This is a genomic window from Shinella sp. AETb1-6, from assembly GCF_009826875.1.
Lineage (GTDB): Bacteria > Pseudomonadota > Alphaproteobacteria > Rhizobiales > Rhizobiaceae > Shinella > Shinella sumterensis.
The window spans coordinates 204,144-220,167 of record NZ_WUMM01000002.1 but is presented as its reverse complement, the minus strand read 5'-3'; the positions used below and the strand labels follow the sequence as shown (position 1 = coordinate 220,167).

Genomic DNA, 16,024 nt, shown 5'->3' with positions numbered 1-16,024 from the left:
TCAAGCCCGAGGATGACGACCGGAGAGAGCGTGGCTTACCTCTCTCAGACCCGTTCGATGATCGTAGCCGTGCCCATGCCGGCGCCGATGCACAGTGTCACGAGGGCGGTGTTGAGGTCGCGGCGTTCCAGTTCGTCGAGCACGGTGCCGAGGATCATCGCGCCGGTCGCGCCGAGCGGGTGGCCCATGGCGATGGCGCCGCCATTGACGTTGATCCTGTCGTGCGGGATGTCGAAGGCTTGCATATAGCGCAGGACGACGGCGGCGAAGGCCTCGTTGAGTTCGAAAAGGTCGATGTCGGACAGCTGCATGCCGGTGCGGGCGAGCAGCTTTTCCGTGACGTCGACCGGGCCGGTCAGCATCAGCGCCGGATCGGAGCCGATATTGGCGAAGGCCTTGATGCGGCCGCGCGCCTTCCTGCCGAGGATCGCGCCGCCTTCCTTCGAGCCGAGCAGCACGGCGGCGGCGCCGTCGACGATGCCGGAGGAATTGCCGGCATGGTGCACATAGTTGATGCCTTCGATTTCCGGATGCGCCTGGATGGCGACGGCCTCGAAGCCGCCCATCTCGCCGGGCATCTGGAAGGACGGCTGCAACTGTGCGAGCGCCTGCATGTCGGTGCCGGGGCGCATGTGCTCGTCACGGTCGAGGATGACGAGACCGTTGATGTCCTTCACCGGCACGACGGAATTGTTGAAGTAGCCGTTCTGCCAGGCATGGGCGGCGCGCTTCTGGCTCTCGACGGCATAGGCATCCACATCGTCGCGGGAGAAGCCGTATTTCGTGGCGATCAGGTCGGCGGAGACGCCCTGCGGCATGAAATAGGCCGGGAAATTGACGGACGGGTCCATGAACCAGGCGCCGCCCGACATGCCGAGCCCGACGCGCGACATGGATTCCACCCCGCCGGCGACGACGAGGTCGTCGGCGCCCTGCGCGATCTTCGCCGCGCCGAAATTCACGGCATCGAGGCCTGAGGCGCAGAAGCGCGAGATCTGCATGCCCGGCGCCTTCGTGGAGTAGCCGGCCTCGAAGGCTGCGGCCTTCGGAATGACGGCGCCGGCGTCCATGACGGGATCGACGCAGCCCATGATGATGTCGTCGACCTTTTCCGTGTCGAGCCCGTTGCGGTCGCGCACCGCTTCCAGAACCTTCGCGGCAAGCCGCACGGACGGTACTTCGTGCAGCGATCCGTCCTTCTTGCCGCGCCCGCGCGGGGTGCGCACATGATCATAGATGAAGACGTCGGTCATTCTCTTCTCCCTGGCGGCGCGACGGCGCCGGATTTTGTTCTATTCAAAGAGGGCCGATACGCGGGCCAGCACCTCGTCGGTGATAAAGTCGGGCGCCTTCTCCACGAACCGTCCGCCGCGGGCCTGGAGGTCCACCGTCCGGATCTGATGGCAAAGCACGACACCCGCCGCCTGCGTGCCGGCACCGGACAAGGAAACCGCGAAGCCGGACGTCCTGGCGAACTGGCCGCCGCTCGTAATCGGCGCTATGATCTGCGTTCCGTGCCGATTCACAGCCTTCGGCGTGAGGACGAGGGCATAGCGCGCCTTCGCCTGCTCTCGTCCGCGCGTCGGCTCCAGGTCGACGAACCAGATATCGCCGCGTTCCATCAGTCGATGACCTCGTTGCCGACGGAAGGCATGTCCAGCCATTCCTGCTCCTCGGCCGTGCGTTCGGGCCAGGGAGTCCATTCCGCGATGAGTTCGTCGAGCGTATATTTCGGGCGCGCCTTCGGCACGGCAATCAGGCGGCCATCCTCGACGGTCACGTCGAGCTTGGCGTTGGCGGAAAGGCCGAGATCCTCGAGGAGCGGCTTGGGGATCGTCATCATCACGGATCCGCCGACATTGCGCAAAGTCGATACTGCCATCTGAGCCTCCTTAAAAAGTTATATGAATGTATAACTTTTTGACGTTTGCCGCAATCTGCTCAAAACGCTTCCGCCGCCAGCTCCATCACCGTGTCCGCGCCGGCCTCGATGCGGGTCTTGCGCAGGGCGGTTTCCGGCATCAGGCGCTCCATGAAGAACTTTGCCGTGACGAGCTTGTTCTTCAGGAAATCCTCCCGCTCTCCGGCACCGCCGGCGAGGCCCGCTTCCGCGGCCTTGGCGATCTTCGCCCACATGTAGCCGATGACGACGAGGCCGAAGAGGTGCATGTAATCGGTCGAGCCGGCGCCGGCATTGTCGGGCCTGGCCATGGCGTTCTGCATGAACCACATGGTGGAGGCCTGAAGGTCGTTCAAGCCCTTCTTGAGGCCCTTCGTGAAAGGGGCAAGCTTCTCGTCGCTGCGGTTCTCCTCGCAGAAATCGCCGATTTCCTTGAACAGCGCCATGACGGCGCGGCCGCCGTTCATGCCGAGCTTGCGGCCGACGAGGTCGAGCGCCTGGATGCCATTGGCGCCCTCGTAGATCATGGCGATGCGCGCATCGCGCACATACTGGCTCATGCCGTGCTCTTCGATATAGCCGTGGCCGCCGAAGACCTGCTGGGCCATGACGGCGTGGTCGAAGCCCTTGTCGGTGAGCACGCCCTTGAGGATGGGCGTCATCAGGCCGAGAATGTCGTCGGCGGCCTGGCGTTCCTTTTCGTCGGCGGAGCGGTGGGCGATATCGGATTTCAGCGCGGTCCACAGCGTGAAGGCGCGGCCGCCCTCCGTCCAGGCCTTGATGGTCATCAGGGTGCGGCGGATATCGGGATGCACGATCAGCGGATCGGCCTTGCCGTCCGGGTTCTTGGCGCCGGAGAGCGAACGGCCCTGGAGACGTTCGCGGGCATACTGGGCGGCGTTCTGGTAGGCGATTTCGGCGATCGACAGGCCCTGAAGGCCGACGCCGAGGCGGGCCTCGTTCATCATGACGAACATGGCGTTGAGGCCCTTGTTCTCCGTGCCGATGAGGAAACCGGTCGCATCGTCGTAATTCATGACGCAGGTGGCGTTGCCGTGGATGCCCATCTTGTGTTCGATCGCACCGCAGGTGACGCCGTTGCGCTCACCCGGCGTGCCGTCGTCCTTGAGGATGAATTTCGGCACGATGAAGAGCGAGATGCCCTTGGTGCCCTCCGGCGCGCCCTCGATGCGGGCGAGGACGAGATGCACGATATTCTCCGACATGTCGTGCTCGCCGGCGGAGATGAAGATCTTCTGGCCTGAGATCCTGTAGGAGCCGTCGGGCTGTGGCACGGCCTTGGTGCGCAGCAGGCCCAGATCGGTGCCGCAATGGGGCTCCGTCAGGTTCATGGTGCCGGTCCAGGTGCCCTCCACCATCTTCGGCAGGTAGGCGGCCTTCTGCTCATCGGAACCGTGCACGAGGATCGCGGCGATCGCGCCCTGCGTGAGGCCCGGATACATGGTGAGCGCCATATTGGCGGACGACATATATTCGCCGACGGCGGTATGCAGCACGTAGGGCAGGCCCTGGCCGCCGAATTCCTCCGGCACGGCAAGGCCGATCCAGCCGCCCTGGCGATAGAGATCGTAGGCTTGCCTGAAGCCCTTCGGCGTCGTCACCGTGGCGTCGTCCGCGCGCTTGCAGCCTTCCTGATCCCCGGAAAGGTTGACGGGAAACAGCACTTCCTCGGCAAGCTTTGCGGCCTCGCCGGCAATCGCCTCCACCATGTCGCCCGTCGCGTCGGCGAAACCGGGCAGGTTGTTGTAGCGCTCCAGCGACAGGACGTCGTTCAGGATGAAAAGCGTGTCATTCACGGGGGCCTTGTAGATCGGCATCGTCTGCGTTCCTCACCTATCCCGCGGACCTCGGTCCGCTCCTTGGGAAGGATAGTATGAAATTTTGACGTTTGCGTAAACGTCAAAACGCACGGTGCGACGAAATTCTCATTCCGGGCAGGGACGGGGAGGGTAACGATCGCTGTCGTGTCCAGCCGCGGCGAAGCTGCGCGGAGCAGGTTGCGGTGCCACAACGGGGCGCACCGCCTTGCGAAAGCCAGTCTATGAGCAAATCGTTAAAAAAATTCCGCGCGGGTTAACTCCTTGTTTACCACGTTTCATGAATTGTGGCGCCTGAGGGCGTGGGATCGGGAATCATTTCGGCTTTCCTCTGCGGTGCCTGGATCGGAGATCCGGGTGAGGCAGGGACGGTACGGTTTCCCGCAAAACGCAGGAAGGGCGCAGCCGGGCGGGCCGCGCCGTCAAGGGTATCTCCCGGCAGGCCGGTGGCCGCCAAAGCGAGGCAAGATGAACGGATCGCGAAACCCGCAACGTCATGGCGAACGGTCTTCGCTCGACGCGCTCAATCGCACCATCGAGGGGCTGGAAGCCCGCATCGAGGGGCTGATGGGCGGCCGCGATCCGCGCGGGCGTGCCGAAGAGCGCTATGCCCCCGAGCGCTATACGCCGCGCGCCGAACAGTCCCGCTACGAGCCGCAGCGCAACCTTCCGTTGCGCGACGATCCGGTTTCGGAAATCCTGCAGCGCCAGCGCGCCATCGACGACACGCGCGAGCGTGCCGTCCAGCGTGTCGAGCGCCGCCCGCTCTCGAACGATCACCATGCCGCCGCCCAGCAGGCGCAGGCCGCCTATGGCAGCCATTCGGTCGCCGCGCCGGCGCGCGGCGACAATTCCGTCGAGGATATCGCCAAGGCGCTCGTTTCGTTGCGTCAGGACCTCAAGAAGGATATCGCCGACGGGCTGGAGCGCGAGATGCACACGCTGCGCTCCGAAATCCGCGGCATCCGCCAGATGGCCGAAGGCCGCGGCAACACGGACGACCTGCGCGCCGAACTGCAGCGCCTCGCCACCGGCATCAACCAGCTCGGCCGCCAGTCCGGCCACACGGATGGCCTGCGCGTCGAGTTCGACGAGCTGCGCTCCGTGCTCGACGGGCTGGCGCGCGAGGATTCCGTGCGCCGCATGGAAGACCGCTGGAACGGCGTCGAGCAGAAGTTGTCGGTCTTCGATCAGGCGCGCGACGACGAACTCGTGGCGCTGGCCTATCGCCTCGACGAGCTGAAGAACCAGATCAGCGCGATGAGCGCCACACCCGCCATCCGCGCGCTGGAAGACAAGATCGAGATGATCGCCGACGCGATCGACGGCCTCGGCCGTCGCGTCGAGCCGGATGGCGGCCGCTTCGTCACGGCCGTCTCCTCGCAGTTCGAGGGGCTCGACGCACGCCTCGACGAGATCACCCGCGCCATTGCGGCGGCCGGGCGCATGCAGCAGGGCGCGTCTGCCGACACCGGCATGATGCAGCGCCTCGAAGGCCGGATCGCCGACCTTGCCGGGCAGCTCGACATGATCGCCCGCCGCCCGGCGCCCGCGCAGGAACAGGGGCTGGGCCTGCGTCTGGAGGCGCTGGCCAGCCGGATCGAGGAATTGTCGAACGAGCGCACGGCGCTGCGCCTCGAAGAGCGCATCGAAGAGCTGTCGCGCATGCTGGAGCAGAGCCAGCAGGTCACGCCGCTCGTCGGCGGCGACGAGCTTGCCTATTACCTCTCCGACATTTCCCGCAAGATCGACGCGCTCGACCAGGGCAGCGTCAACGGCGAGCTGGCCGAGCGTCTCGATACGCTCGCCCGCCGCATCGACCGGCTCGATACGCCTGTCGGCAGCCCGTTCCAGGAGGATCGTTTCTCCGAGATCGAGGGACGCCTTACCGCCATCGCCGACCGGCTGGACGCGACCCGTACGGCGCCCGCGGGCGACCATGAAGCGCTGCGCGGGCTGGAAGCGCAGATCGCCCACCTTTCCACGCTGATCGGCACGCCCTCCGCGCCGGCGGCCTTCGGCGGCGTGCCGTCGGATGTCGAAAGCCGTCTCGCCACCATCGAAGATTACATGGCGACCAATGACGAATATATCGTCGAAGCGGCCCGCCAGGCCGCCGAGGCCGTCATGGAGGCCTATCGCCACGCCGGCCCGGCCGTTGCCGGCAACACCGACATGGACGCGATCGCCGGCCTTGCTTCCGACCTGCGGGCGCTCGAGGAGCTGACGCGGTCGAGCGAGGACCGCACGGCGCGCACCTTCGACGCGCTTCACGAGACGCTGGTGCAGATCGCCGGCCGGCTTGAGGATTTCGACGCGCCGCGCGAAAGCTTCGGCCGACGCGAGCCCGCCGCCATGCCGCGCGCCGAAATGCCGGCCATGGAGACCGCCCACGCCGAAAGCCTCGGCGTTCACGACTATCCGTTCGACGACGACGGTTTCGGCACGCAGCAGCGCCGCAACGCCCCTGTCGACGACCATGAGGAAAGCCGCTTCCCGGAGATCGCGGTCGAGCACATTCCCGCCCCGGAACGCGAGGCGCAGCACGACGCGCTGGCCTCTGCCGCAGAGGCCGATCTCTCCGACGACGGCGCCAAGGACGAGCAGCCTAGGGACGAGCAGCCCAGGGGCCTGCTGGCCGGCCTGAAGCGGCGGCTGTCGCCCGGCCGCAAGGAGCCTGCCGTACGCCAGGTCGAGCGGCAGCATATCGAGCCGACGCCGTCGCTCGATGCGGCCGACGAACTGGCGCCGGAAGTGGCCAACGAACTTCTCGAGCCCGGCTCGGGCACGCCCGACGTCCGCCGTATCCTCGAGCGCGTGCGCGCCGGCCAGGCTTCCGGTGGCCGTTCGAGCGCCGCAACCGAGACGGACAAGGCCGATTACATCGCCGCCGCCCGTCGCGCCGCCCGCCTTGCCGCCGAGGAAAGCGATGCGATGTCGCGCGTCGCTCCGGCGAAGAAGGGCGAAAAGCCCGCCAAGGACGCGAAGCCGGCATCGGGATCGGCCTTTGCCCGTCACCGCCGGCCGATCCTTCTGGCCGTCGGCGCGGCACTGCTCGCCATCATGTCCTATCCGCTCGTCAACACGCTGGTGCGCGGCGACAGCGCGCCCCTCGTCATCGAACAGACGGCGGTGAGCGGTGAGAACACCACGCCCGCCGCCACGGAAACGGGCGAAGCGGCAACGGCGAATGCCGGCACCGCGCCGGTCGCCGGCGAAAAGGCCGTGACCGATCCGGCGCCGGCGGAGCGCAACATTGCCGGCACGACCACCGCCGACGGCACGACGCCGATGTCCGCCGCCACGCGGGGTGCGGACATGCTGACCACGCCCTCGGTGACCGAAGACGCCGACACGGCCGGCTTCGAACCGGTGACGACGCCGGAAGCGGCGCCGCTGGCCGGCCAGGACAATGTGAACGCAACGCAGGAGGCCGCGCCGGTCGATCAGACGCAGACGGCGGCGATCGTCGTTCCCGAGGCGATCACGCCCGCGTCGCTCGCCACGGCGGCAAAGGGCGGCGATCCGCTCGCTTTGTTCGAGATCGGTGCGCGCTATACGGACGGTCGCGGCGTCGCGGTCGATCTCAAGGAAGCCGCCCGCTGGTACGAGCTTGCCGCCGCACGCGGTTTCGCGCCGGCCGAATACCGGCTCGCCAATCTCTACGAAAAGGGCCAGGGCGTCGAACGCGACCTGGAGCATGCCCGCAAGCTCTACGAGGTCGCGGCCAACAAGGGCAATGCGAGCGCCATGCACAATCTCGCCGTCCTGCTCGCCACCGGCATCGGCAATGCGGCGCCGGATTTCGACGGCGCGGCGAAGTGGTTCCAGAAGGCCTCCGAACTCGGCGTGCGCGACAGCCAGTTCAACCTCGCCATCCTCTATGCGCGCGGCAACGGCGTGAAGCAGGACCTGGAAGAATCCTACAAGTGGTTCGCCATCGCCGCCCGTGACGGCGACCGCGACGCCGCCGGCAAGCGCGACGAGGTGGCCAACGCCATGCGCCCCGAGCAGCTGACCAGCGCCAAGGCGAAGGTCGAGCTGTGGAAGCCGCAGCCGCTCGATGAAAAGGCCAACTCCGCCGAACTGCCGGACGAATGGGCCGGTGCGGCGGTCAAGACCGCCAGCGTCGACATGAAGAAGGCCATCCGCAACATCCAGGCCATCCTCAACAACAACGGCTTCAATGCCGGCACGCCGGATGGAGAGATGGGCAACAAGACGGTGGCGGCCATCAAGGCATTCCAGAAATCCGTCGGCCAGAAACAGACGGGCGAGATCGACGATGCGCTCGTCACCGAGCTTCTGAAGCGCAACAAACAGCCGGGCTGACCGGCTTTCGACCGAGGGCCCCGAACAGGGGCCCTCTTCGGTTGACACTTTCCCGGCCCGCAGGCCCAACCCGCAGTCATGACAAAAGCCAAGCAGCGTGTCGTTCACGCCATGTAAAGAAGGCTGTGGCATTTTGAATGCACGGCATGATTCCATCCATAAATCGGCCCTGATTTACGGAATTATGCGGTGCAAATCTGAAGCCGCTTCAGGATGATATCCGTTCCTCAAACGTTATCATCGTGACGGCGGCCATGGTGGGCCGAAAGGCAGCCGCCGTGTGACGAATTCTTGCGTGATGCAAGGCGTGACCAGCCGTGACGGGGGCATCCCCTTCAACGGCGGGGCGCTTTCCTGCATGCGCAGCCTGCCGAAGAGGCGCCGCGGCGGCAGGCATAGGGTGAAAAGCGACTGCCAAGGTAAGCCCGCAAGGGCAAAACTGCCGATCGGGGTTCCGTTGTGACTGTCTACCTGCCCATTGCAGAGCTCTCGGTGAACATCTTCATCATTCTGGGCATGGGTGCGGCCGTCGGTTTCCTGTCCGGCATGTTCGGCGTCGGCGGCGGCTTCCTGATCACACCGCTGCTCATCTTCTACAATATCCCCCCCGTCGTCGCGGTTGCCACCGGCGCAAACCAGGTCGTCGCCTCGTCCATGTCCGGCGCGCTCTCGCATTTCCGGCGCGGAACGCTGGATGTGAAGCTCGGCACGGTGCTGCTCTTCGGCGGTCTGGCGGGCGCCACCGTCGGTATCTGGATCTTCGCGTTGCTGCGCAGCGTCGGCCAGCTCGACCTCGTCATCTCGCTGCTCTATGTCGTGCTGCTCGGCACGGTCGGCACGTTGATGCTGCTCGAAAGCATCCGCGCCATGCGCCGCTCGGCGAGCAACCAGCCCGTTTCGCTGCGCCGGCCCGGCCAGCACAACTGGGTGCATCGCCTGCCGCTGAAGATGCGCTTCAAGAAATCGAAGATCTATCTCAGCGTCATCCCCGTCATCGGGCTGGGCTTCGGCATCGGCATCCTCACCTCCGTCATGGGTGTCGGCGGCGGCTTCATCATGGTGCCGGCGATGATCTACCTGCTGCGCATCCCCACCAATGTCGTCGTCGGGACGTCGCTGTTCCAGATCATCTTCGTCACCGCCTATACGACCGTGGTGCAGGCCACGACCAACTATTCCGTCGATATCGTGCTCGCCTTCATCCTGATGGTGGCGGGTGTCATCGGTGCGCAATACGGCGTGCGGGTCGGCCAGAAGCTGCGCGGCGAACAGCTGCGCGCGCTGCTCGCGCTGCTGGTTCTGGCCGTCGGCGCCCGTCTCGCCGTCGACCTGGTGGTCACGCCCGACGATGTCTACTCGGTCATCAGCGAGGGGGTCTATCGATGAGAACCCTTGCTTTGCTCCTCGTGCTCTTCGTCGGCCTCGTGTCTCCCGCCGCCGCGCAGGAAGACAGGCCGGCCGAAGCGCCCGAGAAGCTGGAAATCGGCATCTCCACCGACGAGATCGCCATTTCCTCGGATTTCCGCGGCGCGGACCTGACGATCTTCGGCGCGATCGAAGGGTACGATCCGGCTTTGCTCGCCCAGCGCAAATACGACATCGTCGTGGCGCTGGAGGGGCCGAAGGACAACAACACGGTGCGCATCAAGGAGCGCGTCTTCGGCATCTGGGTCAACCGCCGCTCGATGACCTTCGAACTGGTGCCGGAATCCTATTCGCTGTCGAGCACGCGCGATGTCGAGACCATCGCCGATCCCGCCGTGCTGAACGGCGTGGGCGTCGGTATCCAGCATATCCGTCTTACGCCCGTCGGCTTCGTCGGCGACGGCAGCAACCTCACGGAGTTCCGGGACGCGTTCCGTCGTCTGAAGGAAAGCGGCGGCTTCTACCAGCGCGATCCGGGCGGCGTGCAGTTCATCAGCGCCAGCCTGTTCAAGGCCACGGTGAAGCTGCCGGCCAACGTGCCCAACGGCACCCATATCGTGCGCGCGCATCTTTTCCGCGACGGCGTCTTCATCTCGGAAAAGGCGCTGCCCCTGCGCGTCATGAAGACCGGTATCGAGCAGATGATCTCGACGGCGGCCTATGACCATTCGCTGGCCTATGGCGCGTTCTCGGTGTTCCTCGCGGCGCTGACAGGCTGGCTGGCGAGCGTCGTCTTCCGCAAGGACTGATTGCTCAGGCGCGGTAGACGAGCACAGGCACCTTCGAATGGCTGAGCACCTTGGTGGTGACGCTGCCCATCAGGAAGGCGCTGACGCCGCGCCGCCCATGCGAGGCCATGACGATGAGGTCGCAGCCTTTGCGCTCAGCCGTGTCGATGATCGCCCGCCAGGCATCGCCGGCCGTTTCCTGAACCGTCTCGACCGTCACGTCGGCCGCTGCCGCCCGCTCGCGCACGGCGCCGAGGATGCGGACGCCGTCCTCTTTGACATGGGTTTCGTAATCCATCCGCAGGCTCGCCGTCGCGGCGGGTGTCACAGGCAGAAAATGCAGCGGTTCGGCCACCGTCAGCGCCGTGACCTGGGCGCCGAGCGCCTTGGCAAGCTGCAATGCCTGGTCGACGGCCGCCGTCGACAGGTCCGATCCATCGGTGGGAACGAGAATATGCGTGTACATGGCGCGATCTCCCTCTTTGCGCAGACTACGGCCAAAGCCGGGTCCTGCCTTGATGGAAATCAAACCTGTCGGCTTCGTCAAGTCGCGGCCATGGGCGCATCGCGTTCGAATGCGCGATAAACATTTCTTGAAATGATGTGTTGAAACAAATCACGCTTTCGCACCCTTGCAACGTCAGGGTGGCGCGCGTCCAAGCGGGCCATCATGCTCGATCAACAAGGGAACCACCATGCGCACGACCAGCTTCTTCCTCGCCGGAACCATGCTTGCCGCCACGCTTCTTGCGGCGCCGGCCTTCGCCCAGACCGCACGCACCGCCGAAACCGGCCAGGCAAATGCGCCCGACCAGAAGCCGGCTTTCGAAGGCCAGACGCGCGCCACGCTGCCCGACAGCACGCCCGAGATCGCCGTGGATGTGGTGGCAAAGGGCCTGCCACATCTCTGGGCCATGGAGTTCCTGCCGGACGGGCGCATGCTCGTGACGGCCAAGGCTGGCACCATGCACGTCGTTTCGCAGGAGAACGGCGAGGCGAGCCCGGCGATCGAAGGCGTGCCGGAGGTGATGTCCGACGGGCAGGGCGGCCTGCTCGATGTGGCGCTGGCCCCGGATTTCGAAAGCTCCAACCGCATCTACTTCTCCTACTCGGAGCCGCGCGAGGGCGGTAACGGCACGTCGGTCGCTTCCGCGACGCTGGCCGAGCAGGACGGGAAATTCTCGTTGCAGGACGTGAAGGTCATCTTCCAGCAGATGCCGACCTATGACGGCGACAAGCATTTCGGCTCGCGTCTGGTCTTCGGGCCGCAGGGTGAGCTCTATGTCACCGTCGGCGAACGGTCCGACGCCGAGACCCGTGTCGGGGCGCAGGATCTCGGCAGCGGCTTCGGCAAGGTCTTCCGTCTCGATGCGCAGGGCAAGGCGCATGCCGACAATCCGTTCGCCACGCAGGACGGCGCGTTGCCGGAGATCTGGAGCTACGGCCACCGCAACCTGCAATCGGCGACCCTCGACGGGCAGGGTCGTCTCTGGACGGTCGAGCACGGGCCGAAGGGCGGCGACGAGCTGAACCGCCCGGAGGCCGGCAAGAACTACGGCTGGCCGAAGGTGACCTACGGCGTCGAATATAGCGGCGGCAAGGTGGGCGAGGGCATCACCGCGCTGGAAGGCACCGAGCAGCCGGTCTATTACTGGGATCCGGTCATCGGCCCTTCCGGCATGGCCTATTACGATGGCGACGCGATCCCGGAATGGAAGGGCGCCTTCCTCATCGGCGGCCTCGTCAGCCAGGGCCTCGTGGTGCTGCACATGGACGGCGACAAGGTGGCGCATGAAGAGCGCGTTCCGCTCGACGCCCGTATCCGAGACGTGAAGGTCGCGTCCGACGGTTCGGTCTTCGCCGTGACGGAGCCGCGCGGCGGCGGCGAATCGACGATCCTGCGGCTGGTGAAGCGCTAGCGCGACGACCCCTCAGCCGCGCAGATTGGCAAACCGCACGGAGTAGATGCGGTCGCGGCCGAGCATGTGGGCGACCAGGCTTGGCCGGTCGAAAAGACCGGTCATCGCCCGGTGGCGCAGGTCGAGCCCGCCCGTCATGATCCCGAAGGCCGGCATCAGCAGGCGCCGGCCGTCGGTGGCGAAGCAGGGCCGCCGCACCGCCTTTTCGCGGCGGATGACGGTGGCGGCGGGATGAAGATGCCCGGCGATCTCGCCGTCGGGCGCGATGAGCGACGGTTCGTGGCGAAAGGCGAGCCCGGCATAATGCAGCTCGTCGGCCGACTGGCCCGGCAGGTTCACGGTGCCGTCGGGGTCGTGGTTGCCGTTGATCCAGATCCATTCGCGGCCGCGCGCCAGTTCCACGATCTTCGCGCGGAAGATCTCCGGCAGGTGGGCGGAACCGATGCGGTCGTGGAAATTGTCGCCGAGGCTGATGACGATGGCCGGGTCGTGCCGTCGGATGACGGCTTCCAGCACCTTCAGTGTGGCGAGCGTGTCATAGGGCGGCAGCATCATGCCGCGGCGGGCAAAGGCGGCACCCTTTTCGAGGTGCAGGTCGGAGACGACGAGCAGGCGGGTTTCCGGCAGGTAGAGCGCGCCCAGCGGATCGCAGACGGCCTCGACGCCGGCAATGACGGTGCGCGCGCAAACCGCGCCGAAATCCTGTATCTCCGTCGATGCCAATGCCAGTCGCTGCACGCCTTCGTCTTTCTTAACGGTCCGGCTCGCCCATCGCTTCGGCGATCAGGTCGTCCGCGGCTTCCGCCAGCAGCGAATCCTGCGCCTCGCCCGCCACCGTTTCCCTGCCGATCTCCAGCATGATCGGAACGGCGAGCGGCGAGATGCGGGTCAGTTGCCGGTGGGTGATGTGCCCTTTGATTCGGGCCAGCATATCGCCCAATCGCTGAATATCCAAAAGCCCCGCCGCCGCATCGTTGCGTGTCGCCTCGAGCAGGATGTGGTCCGGCTCGTGGCTGCGCAGCACGTCGTAGATGAGGTCGGCGGAAACGGTGACCTGCCGCCCGGTCTTTTCCTTGCCCGGATGGCGCTGCTCGATCAAGCCGGCAATCACGGCACAATTGCGGAAGGTGCGCTTGAGCATGTAGCTTTCGTCGAGCCAGGCCTCCAGATCGTCGCCCAGCATGTCCTCGTCGAAGAGTGCCGACAGCGACGGGCGCTCGACGGCAAAGGCATGGCCGAGATCGTCCAGCGCCCAGATGGCGAGCGAATAGTCGGTGGCGACGAAGCCGAGCGGCCGGCGGCCGGCGCGCTCCAGCCGGCGCGTCAGGAGCATGCCGAGCGTCTGGTGGGCAAGCCGCCCCTCGAAGGGATAGGCCACCATGTAGTGCCGGCTGCCGCGCGGGAACGTCTCGATCAGGAGCTCGTCGCGCCTGGGCAGGGACGAGACGTCGCGCTGCAAGGCGAGCCAGTCGCGCACCTGGTCGGGCAGCGCACCCCAGCGCGCGGGATCGTCCAGCATCCCGCGCACCTGATCGGCGAGATAGGTGGAGAGCGGGAACTTGCCGCCGGCATAGGCCGGCACCTTCGGGTCGAGCGCGAAAGCCTGGCTGACGAGGCATTCGTTCTCGCGGATGCCCTCGAAACGCAGCACCTTGCCGGAGAACAGGAAGGTATCGCCGGGCGAGAGCATTTCGAGGAAATATTCCTCGACCTTGCCGAGCGACGCGCCGCCGCGCCCGACCGCACCCTTCGCGCCGCGCTTGACCATGCGCACATTGAGCATGGGCATTTCCACGATGGTGCCGAGATTGAGCCGGTATTGCTGCGCGACGCCGGGGTTGGAGACGCGCCAGAGGCCGTCCGGCGTCCTGCGGATGCGGGCATAGCGCTCATAGGTCTTCAGCGCATAGCCGCCGGTCGCGACGAATTGCACGATGCGGCCGAATTTTTCGCGCGGCAGGCCGGTATAGGGCGAGGCGGAGGTGACTTCGGCAAAGAGGTCGTCCTCGTCGAAGGGGGCTGCGCAGGCCATGCCGAGCACATGCTGGGCGAGCACGTCGAGCGCGCCGTCGCCGACGGGCGGCGTGTCCTGCGCGCCGATATAGTTGGCGTCGAGCGCCGCCTGGCACTCCATGACCTCGAAGCGGTTGGCGGGCACCAGGATGGCGCGGCTCGGCTCGTCCATGCGGTGGTTGGCGCGGCCGATGCGCTGGGCGAGCCGCGAGGCGCCCTTCGGCGCACCGACATGAATGACGAGATCGACATCGCCCCAGTCGATGCCGAGATCGAGCGTCGAGGTCGCGACGACGGCGCGCAACCGGTTTTCCGCCATGGCCTGCTCGACCTTGCGGCGCTGGCCGACATCGAGCGAGCCGTGGTGCAGCGCGATCGGCAAGGTATCCTCGTTGATGTTCCAGAGTTCCTGGAAGAGGATTTCCGCCTGGCTGCGCGTGTTGACGAAGAGCAGCGCCGTCTTGTGCTGCTTGATCGCCTCATAGACCTCCGGCATGGCGTATTTCGCCTGATGGCCGGACCAGGGAACGCGCTCCTCGCTTTTCAGGATGGTGATGATGGGCCTTGCGCCGCCGGGCGCGGTGACGAGACCGGCATGGTTCTCCTCGCCGGCCGATTGCGCGACCAGCCAGCGGCGCAGGTCCATCGGCTCGGCCACCGTGGCGGAGAGGCCGATGGTCCTGAGACCGGGCGCAAGGCGGCGCAGGCGCGCGAGGCCGAGCGACAGCAGGTGTCCACGCTTGGAGGTGACGAGCGAGTGAAGCTCGTCGAAGATGACGTATTTCAGGTCCTTGAAGAAACGCGCCGCCTCGCCGTTGGCAATGAGCAGCGCCACCTGTTCGGGCGTGGTCAGAAGGATATCGGGCGGGTTCAGCCGCTGGCGCTGGCGCTTGGCCTGCGGGGTATCGCCGGTGCGTGTCTCGATGGTGATGGGCAGGCCCATCTCCGAGACGGGCTTCATCAGGTTGCGCTCGATGTCGACGGCCAGCGCCTTGAGGGGCGAGATGTAGAGCGTATGGATACCGGTGAAGGCGGAGCCCGGCGGGATCTTGCCGCGTCGCGTCAGGTCGGTCAGCGCCGGCAGGAAGCCGGCCAGCGTCTTGCCCGCACCGGTGGGCGCGATGAGCAGCAGGCTCTCGCCCGCCGTGGCGCGCGCGAGAAGCTCCATCTGATGGGCGCGCGGCTGCCAGCCCTTGCCTGCGAACCATGCAGAGAAGGTCGCGGGCAGCAGGGCACGGGCGGCTTCGGCGGAATCGGTCATGTCGAAGACAAGCTAGTCCATCCTCCCCGAAAGAAAAGAACCGCAGGCCGGCGATTGACTCCGAAAAGAATCATGGATAATTATTGTCCATGATTATCGGAGGTGCCGGTGAAGCTCAGTGAAGGTGTCGAACAGGCGATCCACAGCGTGGCGATGCTCGCGCAGCTGTCCGCCGACGGCGTGCTGTCGGCCGCTTCGCTCGCGGCGTATCACGGCGTGAAGACGAGCTATCTGTTGAAGCATCTCCAGGCCCTGTCCGGGGCCGGCCTGCTCTCCACCTTGCCCGGCCCCCGGGGCGGTTACCGTCTGGCGCGCAAGGCCGAGCAGATCACGCTTCTGGATATCGTGCTGGCCGTCGAGGGGCCGGAGCCTGCCTTCCGCTGTCTGGAAATCCGCCAGCGCGGTCCCAATCCGCTGCCGGGCAAGCCGACGCGGCCGTGCGAGATCAATGCCGCCATGCTGCGCGCGGAAAAGGCCTATCGCGCCGAACTGCGGCGCGTGACGGTGGCCGATATCCTCGCCGACGTGGCGGCAGGCGACGACGGCTCAATTGCGGCGCGCGGCTGCGCCTTTCTGGCCATTCATGAACGCAAACAGGGCGCATGACG

At 66.1% G+C, this 16,024-nt stretch carries 12 protein-coding genes; 5 read left to right on the top strand and 7 right to left on the bottom strand.

The window, feature by feature from the left end; genetic code table 11:
* Positions 1–44: 44 nt before the first annotated feature.
* The 4 genes from GR158_RS04335 to GR158_RS04320 are packed head-to-tail and all read right to left on the bottom strand — an operon-like array spanning position 45 to position 3,738.
* Entirely contained in the window at positions 45–1,253 is a 1,209-nt protein-coding gene (locus tag GR158_RS04335) for an acetyl-CoA C-acetyltransferase (RefSeq protein ID WP_134650827.1), read from the bottom strand.
* Positions 1,254–1,292: 39 nt separating this feature from the next.
* Positions 1,293–1,622 carry a type II toxin-antitoxin system PemK/MazF family toxin gene (locus GR158_RS04330; protein ID WP_160870121.1) on the bottom strand — a complete coding sequence of 110 codons (330 nt, stop codon included), beginning with the start codon at positions 1,620–1,622 and terminating at the stop codon, positions 1,293–1,295.
* Complete coding sequence (locus tag GR158_RS04325) at positions 1,622–1,882, bottom strand: AbrB/MazE/SpoVT family DNA-binding domain-containing protein (RefSeq protein WP_160870120.1); 261 nt, start codon at positions 1,880–1,882, stop codon at positions 1,622–1,624. The genes GR158_RS04330 and GR158_RS04325 overlap by 1 nt, the downstream gene beginning before the upstream one ends.
* Before the next feature lie 59 nt (positions 1,883–1,941).
* Positions 1,942–3,738: an acyl-CoA dehydrogenase C-terminal domain-containing protein gene (locus GR158_RS04320; protein ID WP_160870119.1), complete on the bottom strand. Its 1,797-nt coding sequence runs from the start codon at positions 3,736–3,738 to the stop codon at positions 1,942–1,944.
* Between the two features lie 468 nt (positions 3,739–4,206).
* Here GR158_RS04320 and GR158_RS04315 point away from each other — a divergent pair, with 468 nt between their 5' ends.
* From GR158_RS04315 to GR158_RS04305, 3 genes are all read left to right on the top strand, one after another.
* Complete coding sequence (locus GR158_RS04315; RefSeq protein ID WP_160870118.1) at positions 4,207–8,070, top strand: peptidoglycan-binding protein; 3,864 nt, start codon at positions 4,207–4,209, stop codon at positions 8,068–8,070.
* Between the two features lie 459 nt (positions 8,071–8,529).
* Positions 8,530–9,456: a sulfite exporter TauE/SafE family protein gene (locus tag GR158_RS04310; RefSeq protein ID WP_134650832.1), complete on the top strand. Its 927-nt coding sequence runs from the start codon at positions 8,530–8,532 to the stop codon at positions 9,454–9,456.
* Positions 9,453–10,244, top strand: coding sequence for a TIGR02186 family protein (locus GR158_RS04305; RefSeq protein ID WP_134650833.1), 792 nt, complete (start codon positions 9,453–9,455; stop codon positions 10,242–10,244). The genes GR158_RS04310 and GR158_RS04305 overlap by 4 nt, the downstream gene beginning before the upstream one ends.
* A 4-nt stretch (positions 10,245–10,248) precedes the next feature.
* On the opposite strand, the gene GR158_RS04300 is transcribed toward GR158_RS04305, so the two are convergent.
* Positions 10,249–10,689 carry a universal stress protein gene (locus GR158_RS04300; RefSeq protein WP_134650834.1) on the bottom strand — a complete coding sequence of 147 codons (441 nt, stop codon included), beginning with the start codon at positions 10,687–10,689 and terminating at the stop codon, positions 10,249–10,251.
* Between the two features lie 229 nt (positions 10,690–10,918).
* On the opposite strand from GR158_RS04300, the gene GR158_RS04295 reads away from it, so the two are divergent.
* Positions 10,919–12,142: a PQQ-dependent sugar dehydrogenase gene (locus tag GR158_RS04295; protein ID WP_160870117.1), complete on the top strand. Its 1,224-nt coding sequence runs from the start codon at positions 10,919–10,921 to the stop codon at positions 12,140–12,142.
* Between the two features lie 12 nt (positions 12,143–12,154).
* Here GR158_RS04295 and pdeM read toward each other — a convergent pair whose 3' ends face one another.
* Positions 12,155–12,880, bottom strand: coding sequence for a ligase-associated DNA damage response endonuclease PdeM (pdeM, locus tag GR158_RS04290; protein WP_160870116.1), 726 nt, complete (start codon positions 12,878–12,880; stop codon positions 12,155–12,157).
* A 13-nt stretch (positions 12,881–12,893) separates the two neighbouring features.
* Entirely contained in the window at positions 12,894–15,416 is a 2,523-nt protein-coding gene (locus tag GR158_RS04285) for a ligase-associated DNA damage response DEXH box helicase (protein ID WP_160870115.1), read from the bottom strand.
* A gap of 108 nt (positions 15,417–15,524) precedes the next feature.
* On the opposite strand from GR158_RS04285, the gene GR158_RS04280 reads away from it, so the two are divergent.
* Positions 15,525–16,022 carry an Rrf2 family transcriptional regulator gene (locus GR158_RS04280; protein ID WP_134650838.1) on the top strand — a complete coding sequence of 166 codons (498 nt, stop codon included), beginning with the start codon at positions 15,525–15,527 and terminating at the stop codon, positions 16,020–16,022.
* The last annotated feature ends 2 nt before the right edge of the window (positions 16,023–16,024 follow it).